We start from the raw sequence: 17825 nt of genomic DNA on the forward strand, positions 1-17825 counted from the left end.
TCCATATAATCTTAGCTTCTCTAGGCTCGTAGCTCAGCTGGTTAGAGCACCACCTTGACATGGTGGGGGTCGTTGGTTCGAGTCCAATCGAGCCTACCAACGAATTGAGAATGCCTGGTCTCCGGGCGTTCGATGCAGTAAAGAACTCAACGCGAACAAGGCGAATACGGTTATGACACCGCGAACGTTGACCGAAACGACTTCGGAGCGACGCTAGTCGAGGAACGTTTTCGCCCTTTCAGTTTGAGTGAAGTATCGAATGCGGCCCCTCGAAAGCGGGGCCGCATTTTTTTTGTCGCGAAATTTTCACGCGTGATTTCTGATCTCGCGTTCCTGGTCTGCCGCCCACTGTCGGCATCACGGAGATTGCCATGGTTTCGATACGCTTGCCTGACGGCTCAGTTCGACAATACGAGCATCCGGTGACAGTTGCCGAGGTCGCGGCCTCGATCGGTCCCGGTCTTGCGAAGGCTGCGCTTGGCGGCAAGCTCGATGGCGAGCTCGTTGATACGTCCACGGTGATCGACCGCGACGCGTCGCTCGCGATCATCACGGACAAGGATGCCGACGGTCTCGACATCATCCGTCACTCGACCGCGCACTTGCTCGCGTATGCGGTGAAGGATCTGTATCCGGACGCGCAGGTGACGATCGGCCCGGTGATCGACAACGGCTTCTATTACGACTTCTCGTACAACCGGCCGTTCACGCCGGAAGATCTGGAAAAGATCGAAAAGCGCATGCAGGAGCTCGCGAAGAAGGACGAGCCGGTGACGCGCCGCGTCGTGTCGCGCGACGAGGCGGCCGGTTACTTCCGCAGCATCGGCGAGAAGTACAAGGCCGAGATCATCGAGTCGATTCCGCAAAGCGACGAAATCAAGCTGTACTCGCACGGCGGCTTCACCGATCTGTGCCGCGGCCCGCACGTGCCGTCCACCGGCAAGATGAAGGTCTTCAAGCTGATGAAGGTCGCGGGCGCGTACTGGCGCGGCGATTCGAAGAACGAGCAGCTGCAGCGCATCTACGGTACGGCCTGGACGAAGAAGGAAGATCAGGACCAGTACCTGCACATGCTCGAGGAAGCGGAAAAGCGCGATCACCGCAAGCTGGGCAAGCAGCTCGACCTGTTCCACATGCAGGAAGAGTCGCCGGGCATGGTGTTCTGGCATCCGAAGGGCTGGGCGCTGTGGCAGCAGGTCGAGCAGTACATGCGCCGCCGCGTGAACGACGCCGGCTATCTCGAGATCAAGACGCCGATGATCATGGACCGCTCGCTGTGGGAGGCGTCGGGCCACTGGCAGAACTACCGCGAGAACATGTTCACGACGGAGTCGGAGAAGCGCGACTACGCGATCAAGCCGATGAACTGCCCGGGCCACGTCCAGGTGTTCAAGCACGGCCTGCGCTCGTACCGCGACCTGCCGCTGCGTTACGCGGAATTCGGTTCGTGCCACCGCAACGAGGCATCGGGCGCGCTGCACGGCCTGATGCGCGTGCGCGGCTTCGTGCAGGACGATGCGCACATCTTCTGTACGGAAGACCAGTTCATTTCGGAATCGATCGCCTTCAACACGCTGGCCATGAGCGTGTACAAGGACTTCGGTTTCGAACACATCGACATCAAGCTGTCGCTGCGTCCCGATCAGCGCGCGGGCACGGACGAGACGTGGGATCGCGCCGAGCAGGGCCTGCGCGACGCGCTGACGGCCTGCGGCCTCACGTGGGAAGAATTGCCGGGCGAAGGCGCGTTCTACGGCCCGAAGATCGAGTACCACATCAAGGACGCGCTCGGCCGCTCGTGGCAGTGCGGCACGCTGCAGCTCGACATGGTGCTGCCGGAGCGCCTCGGCGCCGAGTACGTGGCGGAAGACAACAGCCGCCGCCGGCCGGTGATGCTGCACCGCGCGATCGTCGGGTCGATGGAGCGTTTCCTGGGCATTTTGATCGAGCACCATGCTGGTGCAATGCCGGTTTGGCTCGCGCCGTTCCAGGCAATTGTGCTCAATATTGCCGAAAGTCAGGCCGAATATGCGCAGTCCCTGGCCCAAACGTTGCAAAAACAAGGGGTTAGAGTGGCGGCCGATTTGCGCAACGAGAAGATTAGCTATAAAATACGCGAGCACACGCTGGAAAAGGTGCCTTATCTCCTCGTCGTGGGCGATAAGGAGCGTGATGCGCAAACGGTAGCCGTGCGTGCCCGTGGCGGCGTCGATCTTGGCGTAATGCCGGTCGAAGCCTTCGTTGAGCGTCTGCAGGAAGACCTGCGCTCGTTCAAGTAACCGCCCTGGCAGCGCGGCTCGTTTTTTTAATTTTTAGAGGAAACGTAACATCGCTACTGATAAGTCGTCGCACCGCATCAACGGTGAAATCACTGCGCCGGAAGTGCGTCTGGTCGGGATCGAGAACGAACCGCTCGGTATCGTAAAACTCGCTGATGCTTTCCGTAAATCGGAAGAACTGGATGTTGACCTGGTGGAAATCGCGCCGCAAGCGGTTCCCCCGGTTTGCCGTCTGATGGATTACGGCAAGTTCAAGTACCAGGAATCGAAGAAGCAGCACGAGGCGAAGCTCAAGCAGAAGGTCATCCAGGTCAAGGAAGTCAAGTTCCGCCCGGGTACCGATGACGGTGACTACAACGTCAAGCTCCGCAATCTCGTGCGCTTCCTCGAAGAAGGCGACAAGACGAAGATCACGTTGCGTTTCCGCGGCCGTGAAATGGCTCACCAGGAAATCGGTATGCGGATGCTTGAGCGTCTGCGCACGGATCTCGAGGAAGTCGGTCAGGTCGAGCAGATGCCGAAGATGGAAGGGCGCCAGATGATCATGGTGCTCTCGCCGAAGAAAAAGAAGTAACGGGCCCGCGCGCGTTGCGCGCGAGTTCGGCAGTGGTTCGGCGCGTGGCCCGGTCAGGGCGGCGCGCCAACAATGACGGTGGCTGCGCAAGCGGTCCGCCGTACACAAGTGGACTGGGTTTCGAAGGGCGGGTCAAGGGCGCAAGCCAACCGCACACCCATCGCCATCTAATAAACTGGAGTTGTTCGTCATGCCTAAGATGAAGACCAAGAAGAGCGCTGCAAAGCGCTTCGTGGTGCGTCCGGGCGGTACCGTCAAGCGCGGTCAAGCCTTCAAGCGCCACATCCTGACCAAGAAAACCACGAAGAACAAGCGTCACCTGCGCGGCGCAACGGCAGTTCATGATTCCGATCTGAACTCCGTCCGCGCAATGCTGCCGTTCGCGTAACCCCTCAACTGATACTCTAAGGAGAGAAACATGCCTCGAGTCAAACGTGGGGTAACCGCACGGGCCCGCCACAAGAAGATCATCAACCTGGCCAAGGGTTATCGCGGCCGCCGCAATAACGTCTACCGCATCGCCAAGCAGGCGGTGATGCGCGCTGGTCAGTACGCGTACCGCGATCGCCGCAACAAGAAGCGTGTGTTCCGCGCACTGTGGATCACGCGTATCAACGCGGCAGTTCGTCAGCACGACATGACCTACAGCGTGTTCATCAACGGCCTGAAGAAGGCGTCGATCGAACTCGACCGTAAGGTGCTGGCTGACATGGCGGTGTTCGACAAGGCTGCTTTTGCTGCGATCGTCAAGCAGGTGAAAGCCGCCGTTGCAGCCTAATTGCGAAATTAGCACTGCGTGGTTAGTTGCAGCGATGTTCCGGTAGTTTCGGCCGCTGCAGCGAAAACGGGGCTCTTCCGAGCCCCTTTTTTGTTTGGTGGGGCAGTTTCGCTCGCCAAGACCGAATGACGTTGGAAATGATGGGATCTATGGATCTGGACCAGATTGTCGCCGACGCGCAGCAGTCCTTCGAACAGGCTGCCGACATCACCACGCTCGAAAACGAGAAAGCACGATTTCTCGGCAAGTCGGGTGCGCTGACCGAGTTGCTGAAGGGCCTCGGCAAGCTCGATCCCGAAGCACGCAAGACCGAAGGCGCACGCATCAACGTCGCGAAGCAGCAGGTTGAAGCCGCGCTGACCGCCCGTCGCCAGGCACTGGCCGACGCGCTGCTGAATCAGCGCCTCACTGCCGAAGCGATCGACGTGACGCTGCCCGGCCGCGGCGCCGGTGCTGGCAGCCTGCACCCCGTGATGCGCACGTGGGAGCGGGTCGAACGGATTTTCGGCTCGATCGGTTTCGATGTGGCCGACGGCCCCGAAATCGAGACCGACTGGTACAACTTCACGTCGCTGAACAGCCCGGAGAACCATCCGGCGCGTTCGATGCAGGACACCTTCTACGTCGAAGGCAAGGATGCCGACGGCCGCCAGTTGCTGCTGCGCACGCACACGAGCCCGATGCAGGTGCGTTATGCGCGCATGAACCGTCCGCCGATCAAGGTGATCGCGCCGGGCCGCACGTATCGCGTCGACAGCGATGCAACCCACTCGCCGATGTTCAATCAGGTCGAGGGGCTGTGGATCGACGAAAACATCAGCTTTGCCGACCTCAAGGGCGTCTATACCGACTTCCTGAAAAAATTCTTCGAGCGCGACGACATCCTCGTGCGCTTCCGTCCATCGTATTTCCCGTTCACGGAACCGTCGGCCGAGATCGACATGATGTTCGAGCAAGGCAAGAACGCCGGCAAGTGGCTCGAGATTTCCGGTTCGGGGCAAGTGCATCCGACCGTGATTCGCAACATGGGCCTCGATCCCGAGCGCTACATCGGCTTCGCGTTCGGCAGCGGCCTCGAGCGCCTGACGATGCTGCGCTACGGCGTCCAGGATCTGCGGCTGTTCTTCGAGAACGACCTGCGTTTCCTGCGCCAGTTCGCATAACGCCGCCCGCCGCGCCGACCTGTGCCCGCGCACGCCCCGACGGACGATCCGACGGGGCCCGGGCGTCGATCTAACCTGTTTCGAACGTAGACATCCATGCAATTCCCTGAATCCTGGTTGAGAACCTTTGTCGACCCGCAGCTGACGACCGACGAACTGTCGCACGCGCTGACGATGGCGGGGCTCGAAGTCGAATCGCTGAGCAAGGCTGCGCCGCCGACGTCGAAGATCGTCGTCGGCCGCGTGCTCGAAGTCGTCAAGCATCCGGATGCGGACAAGCTCAATGTCTGCCAGGTCGACGCCGGCACCGGCGCGACGCTGAACATCGTCTGCGGCGCGCCGAACGTCGCGCCCGGCATCAAGGTGCCGGTTGCATTGGTCGGCGCCGAACTGCCGCCGGCGGAAGAGGGCGGCAAGCCGTTCGCGATCAAGCTGTCGAAGCTGCGCGGCGTGGAGAGCCAGGGGATGCTGTGCTCGGCACGCGAGCTGAAGCTGTCCGAGGACCACAGCGGCCTGCTGGTCCTGCCGGAAGATACGCCGGTCGGCCAGGATATCCGCGAGACGCTCAATCTCGACGACACGATCTTCGAAATCAAGCTGACGCCGAACAAGGCCGACTGCCTGTCCGTGTTCGGTATCGCGCGCGAGACGGCCGCAATCACCGGCGCGCCGCTGACGCCGGTCGACATCCGTCCGGTGCGCGTCGAGCTCGACGAAACGCTGCCGGTGCGCATCGCCGCGCCCGATCTGTGCGGCCGCTTCTCGGGTCGCGTGATCCGCGGCGTGAACGCGCGCGCGAAGACGCCGCAATGGATGGTCGAGCGTCTCGAGCGCTCGGGCCAGCGCAGCGTGTCCGCGCTCGTCGACATCTCGAACTACGTGATGTTCGAACTCGGCCGCCCGTCGCACGTGTTCGATCTCGACAAGATCCACGGCGGCATCGAGGTGCGCTGGGGCAAGCGCGGCGAATCGCTGAAGCTGCTCAACGGCAATACCGTCGAACTCGACGAAACGGTCGGTGTGATTTCGGATGCCGCCCAGGTCGAAAGCCTGGCCGGCATCATGGGCGGCGACAGCACGGCCGTCACGCTCGACACGACCAACATCTATCTCGAAGCCGCGTTCTGGTGGCCGGACAGCATCCGCGGCCGTGCGCGCAAGTACAACTTCTCGACCGATGCGGCGCATCGCTTCGAGCGCGGCGTCGATTACGCGACGACCGTCGAGCACGTCGAGCGCATCACGCAGCTGATTCTCGAGATCTGCGGCGGCAAGGCGGGCCCGGTCGACGATCAGTCGGTGAACCTGCCGCAGCGCGCACCGGTGAAGATGCGCGTGTCGCGTGCGAACCGCATCATCGGCGTGAAGATCGGCGCCGACGAGATCGCCAGCATCTTCACGCGCCTCGGCCTGTCGTTCGAGCGTGAAGACGACGCGTTCCTCGTCACGCCGCCGTCGCACCGCTTCGACATCGAGATCGAGGAAGACCTGATCGAGGAAGTGGCGCGCATCTACGGTTTCGAAAAGATTCCGGCGCGCCCGCCGGTCGCGACGAGCGAAATGCGCGCGACCAACGAGACGCGGCGCTCGATCCACGACATCCGTCACGCGCTCGCTGCGCGCGACTACGCGGAAACCGTCAACTTCAGCTTCGTCGATGCGGAGTGGGAGCACGATTTCGCCGGCAACGACAACCCGATCAAGCTGCTGAACCCGATCGCGAGCCAGCTTTCGGTGATGCGCACGACGCTGTTCGGCAGCCTGGTCGCCGTGCTGCGCCACAACCTCAACCGTCGCGCCGATCGCGTGCGCGTGTTCGAGTCGGGCCGCGTGTTCCTCGCCGATCCGTCGGTGAAGGCCGGCGAACTGGCGGTCGAGGGCCATGCGCAGCCGAAGCGTGTCGGCGCGCTGGCATACGGTCCGGCTGTCGACGAGCAGTGGGGCGTCGCCACCCGCGCGGTCGATTTCTTCGACGTGAAGGGCGATCTCGAAGCGCTGCTGGCGCCGTCGGCCGGGCGCTTCGTGAAGGCCGAGCATCCGGCTCTCCACCCGGGCCGCAGCGCGCGCATCGAAGTCGATGGCCGTGCGGTCGGCTGGATCGGCGAGCTGCACCCGCGCCTGATGCAGAAGTACGAGTTGCCGCACGCGCCGGTGATGTTCGAGATCGACGCGGACGCGCTGATTGCGCGTGCGCTGCCGGCGCCGACCGAGGTGTCGAAATTCCCGCCGGTACGACGCGATATCGCCGTTGTCGTCGATCAGGCGGTCGAGGTTCAGGCACTTTTCGACGAAATGAAGAAGGCACTTGCCGAAGAGGCCTGCCGATTCGTTCAGAAGGTTGTACTCTTCGACGAATTTCGTGCAAAATCAAATACTTCCGGTGGCCTTGCCGCGCACGAGAAGAGCCTTGCCTTCCGCGTGACGCTGCAGGACGCGGCTGGCACGCTACAGGACGAGGTCGTCGACCAGGCGATCCAGACGCTGGTCGAGCGGATGGCTCGCGCCGGTGCGCGCCTGCGCGGCTAAGGAGAGGGCCCGCCCGTTCGCGGGCGGCTCTTTTCCATCGTAAGTTTTGATTCAACGCGCTGTATGGCAGATATGAACGACATGACCTCGAGTGAATTCGAAGCCCTCCTGACGGCGCAACGCAGCGCCATGAACCGCGACGCCTCGGCGCCGGCGTCCCCCGAGACGCCCACGCTGACGAAGGCGGAGCTGGCGGAGCTGCTGTTCGACAGCGTCGGGCTGAACAAGCGTGAAGCGAAGGACATGGTCGAGGCGTTTTTCGAGGTGATCCGCGACGCGCTCGAAAACGGCGAAAGCGTCAAGCTGTCGGGATTCGGCAATTTCCAGTTGCGCGACAAGCCGCAGCGTCCGGGCCGCAATCCGAAGACGGGCGAGGCGATTCCGATCGCGGCGCGCCGGGTGGTAACCTTCCACGCGAGCCAGAAGCTGAAGGCGCTGGTCGAAAACGGCGCGGAGTAAGCGCCGCTCGCAGCAGTCTCCGCGCGGCCGCCGCGCACCCTTACCGACGGTTAACCGACGATGACCACCACGGTTGAGAAAGTCGTTTTGCCTCCGATTCCCGCGAAGCGCTACTTCACGATCGGTGAAGTCAGCGAACTGTGCGGGGTCAAGCCGCATGTGCTGCGTTATTGGGAACAGGAATTCACCCAGCTGCGGCCGGTGAAGCGGCGCGGCAATCGTCGGTATTACCAGCATCACGAAGTGCTGCTGATCCGGCGGATTCGCGAGTTGCTGTACGAGCAGGGATTCACGATCAACGGTGCGCGCAACCGGCTCGATTCGCCGGGTAGCCCGCGGGGCGCGGCGGAACCGGTCGAACCCGAGCTGCAGGCCGCCGATGCGCGCGCATCGGGCAAGCCGGGCGTAACGGTCGACGTCATCGCGCTGCGGCAGGCGCTGCTCGACGTGATCGACGGACTGAAGCACGACTGAGCGCGACGCGCGAACGAGATCGAGGGAAAAGCCCGGTTGGCGATACGCCAACCGGGCTTTTTTCATCGGTGCCGCATACGCGCATCAGCGCGACGCGAGCGGATTCTTCCGGCCCATGTCGACGACCAGCGTACCGTCCGGCAGCATCCGCACCGAGCCCTGCGCGACCTGGCTGCGATAACCGTACAGGTCGAAGCGCATCGGGCCGGCCTCGGCCGAATTGCGGATCAACGCGCGTACGTTCAGTTCGAGCACGTTGAACATCTTCATGTCGCCGCCTTCCATCCACATGTAGCTCGGCGCATCGATCTGCGGCCGCTTCGGCGCCGGTGCGCCGGCCGCGCGCCGGAACGTGAGCCGCAGCCCGTCGCGCTCGACCGTGGCTTGCCCGAGCTTGCCGTTCAGCACCGGCGGCGGGAACACGGTGTACTGGTCGAGCACGAGCGTGTCGCCGCGCAGCGCCGCGCCGCGCCGCTGCAGCGGCGTCAGCGACGCAAGCTCGATGCCGAGCGAGCGCAGGAGCTTCGCCTGCGGAATGCCGAGCACCGACACCTGCGTCGGCCTGAACGCGAGGTGCCGGTCGTCGAGCACCGTCAGCGAGCCTTTCATGTCGGTCGGCAGCCAGACGCCCGGCACGTGATTCCACAGCTTGATGCCGCCCTGGACACGCAGGTCCTGGCCGTCCGCGCTCAATTGCAGGTCGTTCAGCGAACGCGGCGAGTAGTCGAGCAGGTAGTTGTTGAACAGCGCCGACATCGCCTTCCACGACTCGACGACCGTGCCGCCGAGAATGCGGATGTCGTACTGGTTCGGATCGTCGAGATCGACGGGCTCGCCGGGGCGCTTCGATACGAGTTCGACGTCGAGATCCTCGACATGGAAGCCGATGTCGCCGGACAGGTTGAAGTCGACGTTGCGCAGATGGATCGTCGGGTTGCGGTTCGACACGTGCCGTTCGTTGAATGGCGTGGTCGACGTGCGCCGCATCGCGACCTTCTGCATGCCCGGACGCGCCGCGTCCGCGGCGAGCGCATAGGCTTCCCAGTGCTGGCGCACGTCGCGCAGCGCAGTCTGCTGCGCGGCAAGGAAACTGTCGTTCAGGCGCGCGGTCGCGTTGCCGAGCAGCGCGCCGCTGGCCGGGCCCGTGTACGAAGGCATCCGGATCGCCATCGCACCGCTTTCGTCGAAATTGAAATAGCCGGCCGACACCTGGTCGCGATAGTGATACAGGTCGAACACGAACGTCTGGTCGCGCTTCGACGGATCGACCGGGCCGATCAGGATGTCCGCGTTCATCGGCATCGAGCGCATGAACTTCACGTCGCCGCCGCGGATGTACATCGCCTGTTGCGGCGCATTCGCGGGCATTGCGAAGCCGGCATGCGTGCCGTCGTCGAGCGTCAGGTCGAGGCCAGCCGGCGTCACGCGCAGTGCGGTGAGGGTGATCTTCAGGCGCGGCGGCGGCATCAGCTTGTCGACCGCCATCACGAGATCGTCGCCGGCAAGCTGCGCGATCGGTGTCTGGACCTTCAGCAGGTCGGCCATTTTCACGTTGGCCGCGCGCATGACCGGTTGCGCGTTGATCCCCGACACGCGTACGCCGGTCGGGTGGAAGACGAGCTGGCTGCCGTCGCGGATCGCGAGCGTGCCGGTCAGCGAGAACGGCACCCAGCCGTCGCGCTGCATCTCGCCTTGCAGATGGATCACGCCGTCGCCGGCCGATACGGCCAGCTTGCGCAGCGGCGCGTTGCGGTAGCCGAAGATGTAGGTGTTGAAGAGGGCGGTCAGCTTGGCGTTGTCGAGCGTGACCGTGCCTTCGTGCACGTCGATCTCGAAGCTCGTCGGATCGTCGAACACGATCGGCGCGCCGGCCTGCGTCGGCACGAGCGTGGCTGACAACTGATGGATGAAGAAGCCGAGGTTGTTGACGATGCGGAAATCGACGTCGCGCAGGAACGTCATCGCGCCGTTCTGGCCCGAGTCGCGCAGCGTGAACGGGCGCGGCTGGGTGAGGCTGATCGATGCGAGCGACGGCACCGTGCGCGCGATCTGCTGCTCGTGCGCGAGGCGTTCGGCTTTGGTGCGTTCGATCTTCGTTGCCGCGATCGACGTGTTGCTGTCGCGCTGCGCGGCCGATTCCGCGCAGCCGGCGCACAGCAGGGCGAGCGCCAGCGCACCGCAGCCGAACACACGGGCGGGCGTGCGCGACGCCGGGCCGGCCGCGCGTGGCAGGCCGGAAAACCAGTCGAAAATTGCCAAAGGCGAGCGATGGCCGCGCCGGACCGGATTCCGCATCGTCTGTCTCCATGTCTTGTCGTGATCGACGGCGGCGCGCGCCACTGGACGGCGCGAGCGTCGATGCCGTGCAGTGTGTCATAGCGCGCTAGAGCGGCGTTACCAAACAACGGGCGCGCGGGCGCGGGGCGCCGGCGCGCTGCGGGACAATGGATTCGCGGTGGTCGGGCGGCCGGATCAAACGGTCGTTTGGTTTTTGCCGGGCGCCCGTCGGCGTCTTTTTCGCGACCGGGCAAATCCGTCGCGAGCCTTGGCTGGCGCGGGTTTGCCCGGATGGGCGGCACGGCCGCCGGTCAGACCGGCCACTGCTGCCGGATCGTGCTCTGCGCGGCCGGGTCGAGTTGCAGGCCGTGCTCGATATACGACGCCATCGAGTCGTACGAAGCCGTGACCTAATCGAATGCCGCCTCCTGTCTCGCGCAACGCGGCAAAGCCGGGCGGGCCGGATCGACCGGCGTGCAGTCGGACGGTTCGCCGGGCGCGTCGATCTCGAGCCGGCCAGCCGCACGGTGGCGATGGGCGACGCATCGGCCATCGTCCCTTTCGATGAGGGCCGCATGCGGGAAGGGGCGGCCCGGGCCGTGCATCAACGGATACGCTCGGTGTTGACGGCGGGGTAAGATCGGCATCAGTGGCGGGTTCGATCACAACACGTTGGTCATCACGGGGAAGCGCCATGGACCTGAAGGAAGTCGACGTACTGGGTGCGGGGGCAGGCGATCACTGGTACTACGCGTCGAAGGCGAGCGCGATCCGACGGTTCCTCGGCGGGGCGGGCGCGCACCGGATCCTCGACGTCGGGGCAGGGTCCGGCTTTTTCTCGAAGCACCTGCTGGAACGCACGCAGGCATCGGAAGCGTGGTGTGTCGATACGAGCTACGCCGACGATACCGACGAGGAGACGGCCGGCAAGCCCATCCACTTTCGGCGGTCCGTCGAACGGTTCGATGCCGATCTCGTATTGCTGATGGACGTGCTCGAGCACGTCGACGACGATGTCGGCCTGCTGACGCAGTACGTGAGGGGCGCGCCTTCCGGCAGCCGGTTCCTGATCACGGTGCCGGCCTTCCAGTTCCTCTGGAGCGGCCATGACGATTTTCTCGAGCACAAGCGCCGGTATACGCTCGGCGGTCTCGAGGACGTGGTGCGTCGCGCGGGGCTCGACGTCGAGCACGGCGCCTATTACTTCGGCCTCACGTTTCCGCTGGCGGCGGCGTTGCGGCTCGGCGAGCGGGCACGTCGACAGCCGCGCGAGCCGGCATCGCAACTGCGCCGTCACCATCCGCTCGTCAACGGCCTGCTCAAGACGATCTGTCGTATCGAGTTGCCGATGTTCCGCTTCAACCGCGTCGCCGGATTGACGGTCATCTGTGTCGCGCGCAAGCGGTGAGTGCGATGCAAGGACCGCGTGGTCGGCGCGCGGCGCGTGCCGTTATGCGTGGGGGCGTGGCATCAGTGCCGTCAAGCTAGGAAATTTCACAAGAACATTCACAAAATGCATGCGACCCGATTCTAAATCGGAGAAGTGTCTGTTATACTTTTCTTCTTTCGGGGCGTAGCGCAGCCTGGTAGCGTACCTGCATGGGGTGCAGGTGGTCGGAGGTTCAAATCCTCTCGCCCCGACCAGACAAAGAACCCGCGTCAGTTCAGGCTGACGCGGGTTTTTTCTTGCCGGTCGCTTTTTTGCACATCGCGGCGCGGCCCCGGTAAAATGCAAGGTTGATCCACGGAAAGCGCCGTGATTTAGCGGAAGAGGATTCCCCGAACATGACTGATCTTCGTCTTACCATGCGGTTCGCTGCAGTGCTTGCCACCGGCGCGCTCGTTGCCGGTTGCGGTACGTCGTCGCCCACGAAAGTGGACTACAAGAGCGATTCGAAATCGAAGGAAGCGTCGCTCGCAGTGCCGCCCAACATGCTCGACGAGACGGCCGATCAGCGTTCGCTGCCGCCCCAGGGCGGCGCGACTTCCCTGTCTGCGCTTCAACAGGTCCAGCAGGCTGCGCCTGCGCTGGACACCGTCGCGCCGGCCGTGGCCGGCATGCATATCCAGCGCGACGGCACCGAGAGCTGGCTCGTGATCGACGGCAAGCAGCCGGCCGACATCTGGCCGCAGGTCCGCCGGTTCTGGCAGGAGCAGGGCTTCCTGCTCGTGGTCGACCAGCGCGACAAGGGCGTGATGGAAACCGACTGGAACGAAACCCATCCGCAGATCAACGACGGGCTGATCCGCAGCGTGATCTCGAAGGCGATGGGCAACTCGTACGTGACGGCCGAGCGCAACAAGTACCGCACGCGTCTCGACTCGGCGCCGAACGGCGGCACCTACGTGTTCATCAGCCAGAAGGGCATGCGTGAGGCGATCACCGGTGCGAACAACGATTCGAGCAAGTGGGAACCGAAGCCGAACGATCCGGCGCTCGAGACCGAATACCTGAAGCGGCTGATGGCCGTGCTCGCGCAGAATGCGCAGCGTGCGAAGAACGGCGAGCCGCCGATCGCGAACATCAAGGACAACACGGTACCGATCGAGAAGAAGGCCGACGCCGACGCATCATCGAAGGCCGCGGCAGCGATCGCCGCGCAGAACGTCTCGCGCACGTCGGCACAGGGCAATGACGCGGCCGATGCGGCCGTGCCGTCGGAAGTCACGCTCGGCGAACCGTACGACCGGTCGTGGCTGCACGTCGGCCTCGCGCTCGATCGCGCGAACTTCACGGTCGACGATCGCGATCGCACGAAGGGTCTGTATTTCGTGCGCTACGTCGATCCGAAGGATCTGACCTCGGCCGAGCAAGGCTTCTGGAGCCAGCTGTTCCACGGCAAGAAGGAAAAGCAGGCGAAGCAGTACCGCGTCAACGTGAAGGCGCTCACGGCCGACCAGACGCGCGTTGCAATCGTTGACGATACGGGCGCGATCGACACGTCGTCGCCGGCACGCCAGATCATGGGGCTGCTCGTGAATCAGCTTCGCTGATCCCGGCGCGTCCCTGCATCACTGAAAAGCCCGCCGTTCGGCGGGCTTTTTTTATAGCCGCTCGCGCTTGCGTATGCATGTGCGAGCGGTTCGGTCCCTCCCTCGTGACGTTACGTAACATCCGCGCGTTACGGCGGCAGAACACGTGTCACATTGTCGCCATCGTCAAAAAATGTTCTTTTAAATCAACGAAGTGATCGGTTTTCAATGGCTGGCATGCAACCTGCTTTATATGTTGGAATTGTTGAAACAGGGAGGATGACGTCAGATGCCGGGCGGGCGCCGCGAGCGCCGGATCAACGGTATCGGCGTCTTCGAATGTCGGCGCGGCATGCGCCGGTGCAACCGATGACGATCCGCGCACGCGTGCGGATCTCGATGGCCCCGTCGCCTATCCTCGTAGGGCGACGGTTTCGCCCGCGCTTCTCTGAAGCGCGGGCTATTTTTTTTGGGGGCCGTCGGACCATGTCGCATCGGCGTGGCCGAGGCGCGACGCGTGATTCGCGTATTCTCGGACTTTTATCGATGAAGGAGTCGGGAATGGCGGAAATTGCAGTCGTGGCGCTGATCGTGGCGAAGCCGGGTGCCGAGGAAAAACTGCGCACCGTGCTCGAAGGGATCGTCGAGCCGACCCGTAACGAAGCCGGTGCCTTGCAGTACGACCTGCACCGGGATCTGAAGGAACCCTTGCGATTCGTATTCGTCGAGCGTTGGGAGAGCGAGGCGGCGCTGGCTGCGCATGCGCGCTCCGCGCACATTCTCGCTTATCGCGAAGCGGCCGCGGACTGGATCGAAAGTTCCGAAATCCGCGTGCTGTCGAAGCTCGTCTGAGCCGGGCGGGGCGACCGGACGTGTCCGGTCGCGGCGGCGCGTCAGTGCGACGCGCTGGGGACGTCGAGGATCAGGATGATCGTCCAGTCCGCGTCGCCGTCATGGTGATACTGGCGCTCGGCCACGATGAACGGCTGCTGCTTGCCTTGCGGGCCGAGGAACAGCACGTCGCCCTCCATCGGCAGGCACTCGATCGGCGGCAACGCGAGGAACGCGTCGGCCGAGCCGCGGGGCATCAGTTGCTTGATCTGGCGAGTGGCGGCTTCGGTCCACTCGATGTCGAGTTGAATGTTGCTCATGCTGTCCTCCGCACCGGGGTGCGCACGGGTGGAAAATTTCGGTGCGCGACTTTAGCACAGCGCGCAGGCGCCGCAACCAAAAAAGCCGAACCCGGTTGCCCGGATTCGGCTTTTTACTTGTGCGATGCCGCCGAACTTACTGGCTGGCAGCGTCTGCAGCCTTGGCTGCCTTCTTGCCGGCCTTCTTCGCTGCTGCCTTGTGATGAGCAGCCTTCTTGCCGTGGTGATGCTCTTCCTGCATCGCCGGCTGAGCGGCTTCGGCCGCTTGCTGCTGTTGCAGCGCCTGTGCGCGTTGCTCGATCTCGGAGATCTTGGCCGGATCGGTAATCGTCTTGATTTCCGTGCTCTCTTGCGCATACGCTGCGCCAGTCAGCGCCGACATCGCTACCAGGATAGCCAGGGACGTCTTCTTCATTGCTTTACCTCCGCTAAGTGGTGATGAACCCGAGTGTTGCCGTTTTGTCTGGCGACTGCAATCGAGTGCGTGTCGAGTGTAACAAAAGTGACGGATCAATGTGCACCGGATCGCGGCGCGACGCAAGGCCCCGTTGAAGTCGCGCAACACTTCGTGTACTTCGTCATGCGCATGCCATTCTGGGCGGATTCACTCCGTCCGTGCCCGTTTCCCCGCAAACTTTCAAAACCAGCCGAGCCACCGGTACACGTGGAATTGTGCAATGCCGACCAGTTCGTGCAGCGCCTGCTCGGCATTGGCCAGGTTGCGCCAGCGTGGCAGCCAGCCTGTTTGCGCAAGCCGGCGGTTCGCATAGACGGGCTGCGGATCGATGCCGAACCGGCGGAAATCGAGCAATGCACGGCGCATCTGGTACGACGACGTGACGAGAATGCGTGCGTCGTCATACTGTGAGCGTAGTATAGATGCAGTGAATTTCGCGTTTTCGTAGGTCGTGCGGCTGTCCGGTTCGAGAACGAGGTCGGTGGGAGCAACGCCTTCCGCGACGAGCTGGCGCCCGTATACGGCTGCTTCGGCTTCGCCGTGATGCTGCGGGTCGCCGCCCGACATCACGACGGTGCAACGCTCGGCCTGCTGTCGACACGTGCGATAGAGCGCCGCAACCTTGTGGATGCGCGCGGCGCCGTCGGGCGGTGCGCGCAGCCCGTTGTCGGTGCGGCGCGTGCCGGAGCCGAGGAGAATCAGTGTGGTCCGCCCGTGCATGACCGGGTGCTCGACCGGTGTGACGCCGGCCTCGGTCCAGGCGATCAGCGGCGCGGCGAGCCAACCCGTTGCGAGCAGCCAGAACAGCGCAATCGCGGCGATCGAGATGATTCTCCGCCGCTTGCGGCAGAGCATGAAACCGATGAAGAGAAGTACAAATGAATCGAACAGAATCAATTTGATTGGGGTATGGTGTCTTTTTATGGACGGCTGACGATCCGGCCCTGAAGCGACGCCGAACGTCGGCCTCCAGAATCGGTGGCGGTGTCGGCGGGCGGAGACCCCGCCCGGCGCGCCGCTTCGCATTGTCGCTGCACTTTAAGAAAGAATCGAGATGGCCACGTATTCCAACGAAGCGGTGCTCGACGCATTGAGACGAGTGCAGTACCGCCAGGTACCGTGGGCACGCCGCCCGGGCGTGTTCGAGTATCTCCGTTCGCTCGGGCTGATGGACACGGTCAGGCAGAAGACCGTCGCGCCCGCGCCGGGCTTTCATGCCCCGGTCGACATCGCCGTACTGACCGAAACCGGTCGAGCCGAATTCTCGCGCCTCGAGCGCGACGAGAAATTACTTTCCTGGACCGATCGCCGCATGGACGACTACGCATTGAGCGAAGCGAGCGCCGTGGCGATTCTCGAAAGCCGCTTGTAGCGGCGGAGCCTCCCGGCGCGTGCGTCGCCGCGCGAGCGGTCATGTCAAAAAAAAGCCCGTATCGCGAGGATACGGGCGTACCGGATACTTTTGCTGTTGCCACGCTGTGCTCATGGCAACGATGTGACTCGTCGCTTGCGGCGCAGTTCCCGAAAGCGGGTACTTTCTTTGGCGAATGCCTGAAATCGGCAGGACTACGGATGACGCGGCACGTCGGACGGCTGCGAGCCGATGCGCGCCCGCGCGTTGCTGGCGATATCGCCGCGCAGGTCGCCGCGCGGCACGGTCTGCCGGCCGGGCGCGTTGGCGGACGGCGGTTGGCGCGGCGTATTCCGGTGATCCTGCTGGCGGTGAGGCGGCTTCGTGCGATCGTCGGCATGGGCTGGAGCGGTCAGCGCCATGGACATGACAATGCCGCATGCAACGAGCAGTGACATTGGTCTCATGGCGGGGGCTCCCTTCAAGCCGTCGATGCGGCCTGTTGATATGTCGCTAAGGTAAGCGCGGGAGTGCAGGCTTGCTGTAAATATTGGTAAATAGTTGTATCGCGGCACGACAACGGTAATCGACGGCAAGGCAGGCGTCGCGAAAAGATCGCGCCGCAGAAAGAAACCGGGCGGCCGAAGCCGCCCGATCGAGCATGCGTTACGCCATCTTGACGGGCGCGCGCCAGGATTCCGGGTTGGTCCAGAAGGCGCCGCGCAGCCGGTCGCGGCTCGGCGGTGCAGGCGGCTTCGCGGCGCTCGCGCCGATGCGCCCGCGCAGCGAGATCTGCCGGCCGCTCGTGCCGAGTCGCTTCACGATTTCGGCGAGCGTACCGTCCGCCTGCCATTCGTCGAAGCGGCGACGGCAGGTCGGCGGCGACGGGTAGCGGCCCGGCAGCTTCGACCAGCCTTCACCCGTCGACAGCACCCACAGCACGGCGTTGACCACCGAGCGGGCTTCCACGCGGGGACGGCCGCGCCGTTCACTCCGTGCGGGTTCCGAGCAAAACAGACCCTCGACCAGCGCCCACTCGTTATCTCTCAAATCGTCGAACAGCATCATGTCCTCACCTCAGCGAAGCTAACTCCGGTGCGCTGCCCTGCGCCGCGCACTCTTCAAGCACTCGATCGTCGAGTGCCGGGTGGGGGCGTCCGGTTGGCCGGCAGCGGCGTTTCTACTCTTCCGTCCGACGAAACCTGCGCCCTGTGCGCAAGGTAATGCACGAAGCGTGCCATGTCAGAGGTGATTCCCTTGAGAGCCGCTTGGCAGCGAGCTAACGGCTAAGTCAGCTAGGGGCGTATAAGACGCCAAAATAACCCGCCAGCAAATCGGGACAATCACCAATCTTGTGCAGTTC

At 63.6% G+C, this 17825-nt stretch carries 17 protein-coding genes, 2 tRNA genes and 1 pseudogene; 14 read left to right on the top strand and 6 right to left on the bottom strand.

Going from position 1 to position 17825, the window contains the following annotated elements; translation table 11 throughout:
- Nucleotides 1-22 precede the first annotated feature (22 nt).
- The 9 genes from WJ12_RS07275 to WJ12_RS07315 all read left to right on the top strand — a co-directional run bounded on the left by WJ12_RS07275 (nucleotide 23) and on the right by WJ12_RS07315 (nucleotide 8253).
- Nucleotides 23-99, top strand: a tRNA-Val gene (locus tag WJ12_RS07275).
- 272 nt (nucleotides 100-371) lie between these two features.
- Entirely contained in the window at nucleotides 372-2279 is a 1908-nt protein-coding gene (thrS, locus tag WJ12_RS07280; protein ID WP_059557842.1) for a threonine--tRNA ligase, read from the top strand.
- Between the two features lie 49 nt (nucleotides 2280-2328).
- Nucleotides 2329-2853, top strand: a complete 525-nt coding sequence (gene infC, locus WJ12_RS07285; RefSeq protein WP_071734130.1) for a translation initiation factor IF-3 — start codon at nucleotides 2329-2331, stop codon at nucleotides 2851-2853.
- A gap of 190 nt (nucleotides 2854-3043) precedes the next feature.
- Nucleotides 3044-3241 (top strand): 50S ribosomal protein L35, encoded by a 198-nt coding sequence (rpmI, locus tag WJ12_RS07290; protein ID WP_004191477.1) that lies wholly within the window; start codon nucleotides 3044-3046, stop codon nucleotides 3239-3241.
- Between the two features lie 30 nt (nucleotides 3242-3271).
- The gene (gene rplT / locus WJ12_RS07295; RefSeq protein ID WP_004192938.1) at nucleotides 3272-3631 is read left to right on the top strand and encodes a 50S ribosomal protein L20; all 360 of its coding nucleotides are present in this window, start codon (nucleotides 3272-3274) and stop codon (nucleotides 3629-3631) included.
- 149 nt (nucleotides 3632-3780) lie between these two features.
- Nucleotides 3781-4794: a phenylalanine--tRNA ligase subunit alpha gene (gene pheS / locus WJ12_RS07300; protein WP_034190158.1), complete on the top strand. Its 1014-nt coding sequence runs from the start codon at nucleotides 3781-3783 to the stop codon at nucleotides 4792-4794.
- Between the two features lie 96 nt (nucleotides 4795-4890).
- Nucleotides 4891-7320: a phenylalanine--tRNA ligase subunit beta gene (gene pheT / locus WJ12_RS07305; RefSeq protein WP_034190157.1), complete on the top strand. Its 2430-nt coding sequence runs from the start codon at nucleotides 4891-4893 to the stop codon at nucleotides 7318-7320.
- 72 nt (nucleotides 7321-7392) lie between these two features.
- The gene (locus tag WJ12_RS07310; protein ID WP_034190156.1) at nucleotides 7393-7779 is read left to right on the top strand and encodes an integration host factor subunit alpha; all 387 of its coding nucleotides are present in this window, start codon (nucleotides 7393-7395) and stop codon (nucleotides 7777-7779) included.
- 60 nt (nucleotides 7780-7839) lie between these two features.
- Entirely contained in the window at nucleotides 7840-8253 is a 414-nt protein-coding gene (locus tag WJ12_RS07315) for a MerR family transcriptional regulator (RefSeq protein WP_049033775.1), read from the top strand.
- Nucleotides 8254-8337: 84 nt separating this feature from the next.
- On the opposite strand, the gene WJ12_RS07320 is transcribed toward WJ12_RS07315, so the two are convergent.
- A complete protein-coding gene (locus WJ12_RS07320) occupies nucleotides 8338-10548 on the bottom strand; it encodes a lipoprotein (RefSeq protein WP_034190176.1) in 2211 nt (736 codons plus the stop codon).
- Between the two features lie 676 nt (nucleotides 10549-11224).
- Between WJ12_RS07320 and WJ12_RS07325 the strand changes: the two genes are divergently transcribed.
- The 4 genes from WJ12_RS07325 to WJ12_RS07340 all read left to right on the top strand — a co-directional run bounded on the left by WJ12_RS07325 (nucleotide 11225) and on the right by WJ12_RS07340 (nucleotide 14355).
- Complete coding sequence (locus tag WJ12_RS07325; RefSeq protein ID WP_059557838.1) at nucleotides 11225-11938, top strand: class I SAM-dependent methyltransferase; 714 nt, start codon at nucleotides 11225-11227, stop codon at nucleotides 11936-11938.
- 159 nt (nucleotides 11939-12097) lie between these two features.
- Nucleotides 12098-12174: transfer RNA gene (locus WJ12_RS07330), tRNA-Pro, on the top strand.
- A 141-nt stretch (nucleotides 12175-12315) separates the two neighbouring features.
- Nucleotides 12316-13524: an outer membrane protein assembly factor BamC gene (bamC, locus tag WJ12_RS07335; RefSeq protein ID WP_034190153.1), complete on the top strand. Its 1209-nt coding sequence runs from the start codon at nucleotides 12316-12318 to the stop codon at nucleotides 13522-13524.
- 540 nt (nucleotides 13525-14064) lie between these two features.
- A complete protein-coding gene (locus WJ12_RS07340) occupies nucleotides 14065-14355 on the top strand; it encodes a putative quinol monooxygenase (protein WP_034190152.1) in 291 nt (96 codons plus the stop codon).
- A gap of 41 nt (nucleotides 14356-14396) precedes the next feature.
- On the opposite strand, the gene WJ12_RS07345 is transcribed toward WJ12_RS07340, so the two are convergent.
- From WJ12_RS07345 to WJ12_RS07355, 3 genes are all read right to left on the bottom strand, one after another.
- Entirely contained in the window at nucleotides 14397-14654 is a 258-nt protein-coding gene (locus WJ12_RS07345; protein WP_011884572.1) for a hypothetical protein, read from the bottom strand.
- A 136-nt stretch (nucleotides 14655-14790) separates the two neighbouring features.
- Nucleotides 14791-15069, bottom strand: coding sequence for a hypothetical protein (locus WJ12_RS07350; protein ID WP_011351789.1), 279 nt, complete (start codon nucleotides 15067-15069; stop codon nucleotides 14791-14793).
- A gap of 222 nt (nucleotides 15070-15291) precedes the next feature.
- Nucleotides 15292-16008, bottom strand: a complete 717-nt coding sequence (locus WJ12_RS07355) for a YdcF family protein (protein WP_034190151.1) — start codon at nucleotides 16006-16008, stop codon at nucleotides 15292-15294.
- A gap of 157 nt (nucleotides 16009-16165) precedes the next feature.
- Here WJ12_RS07355 and WJ12_RS07360 point away from each other — a divergent pair, with 157 nt between their 5' ends.
- Nucleotides 16166-16483 carry a hypothetical protein gene (locus WJ12_RS07360; RefSeq protein ID WP_034190150.1) on the top strand — a complete coding sequence of 106 codons (318 nt, stop codon included), beginning with the start codon at nucleotides 16166-16168 and terminating at the stop codon, nucleotides 16481-16483.
- Nucleotides 16484-16677: 194 nt separating this feature from the next.
- Here WJ12_RS07360 and WJ12_RS36735 read toward each other — a convergent pair whose 3' ends face one another.
- Nucleotides 16678-16929, bottom strand: a complete 252-nt coding sequence (locus WJ12_RS36735) for a hypothetical protein (protein ID WP_034190149.1) — start codon at nucleotides 16927-16929, stop codon at nucleotides 16678-16680.
- Nucleotides 16930-17131: 202 nt separating this feature from the next.
- Nucleotides 17132-17527, bottom strand: a pseudogene (locus WJ12_RS07370) (transposase); the annotation flags it as partial.
- Nucleotides 17528-17825: the final 298 nt, after the last annotated feature.

The organism is Burkholderia seminalis, assembly GCF_001718535.1.
Lineage (GTDB): Bacteria > Pseudomonadota > Gammaproteobacteria > Burkholderiales > Burkholderiaceae > Burkholderia > Burkholderia seminalis.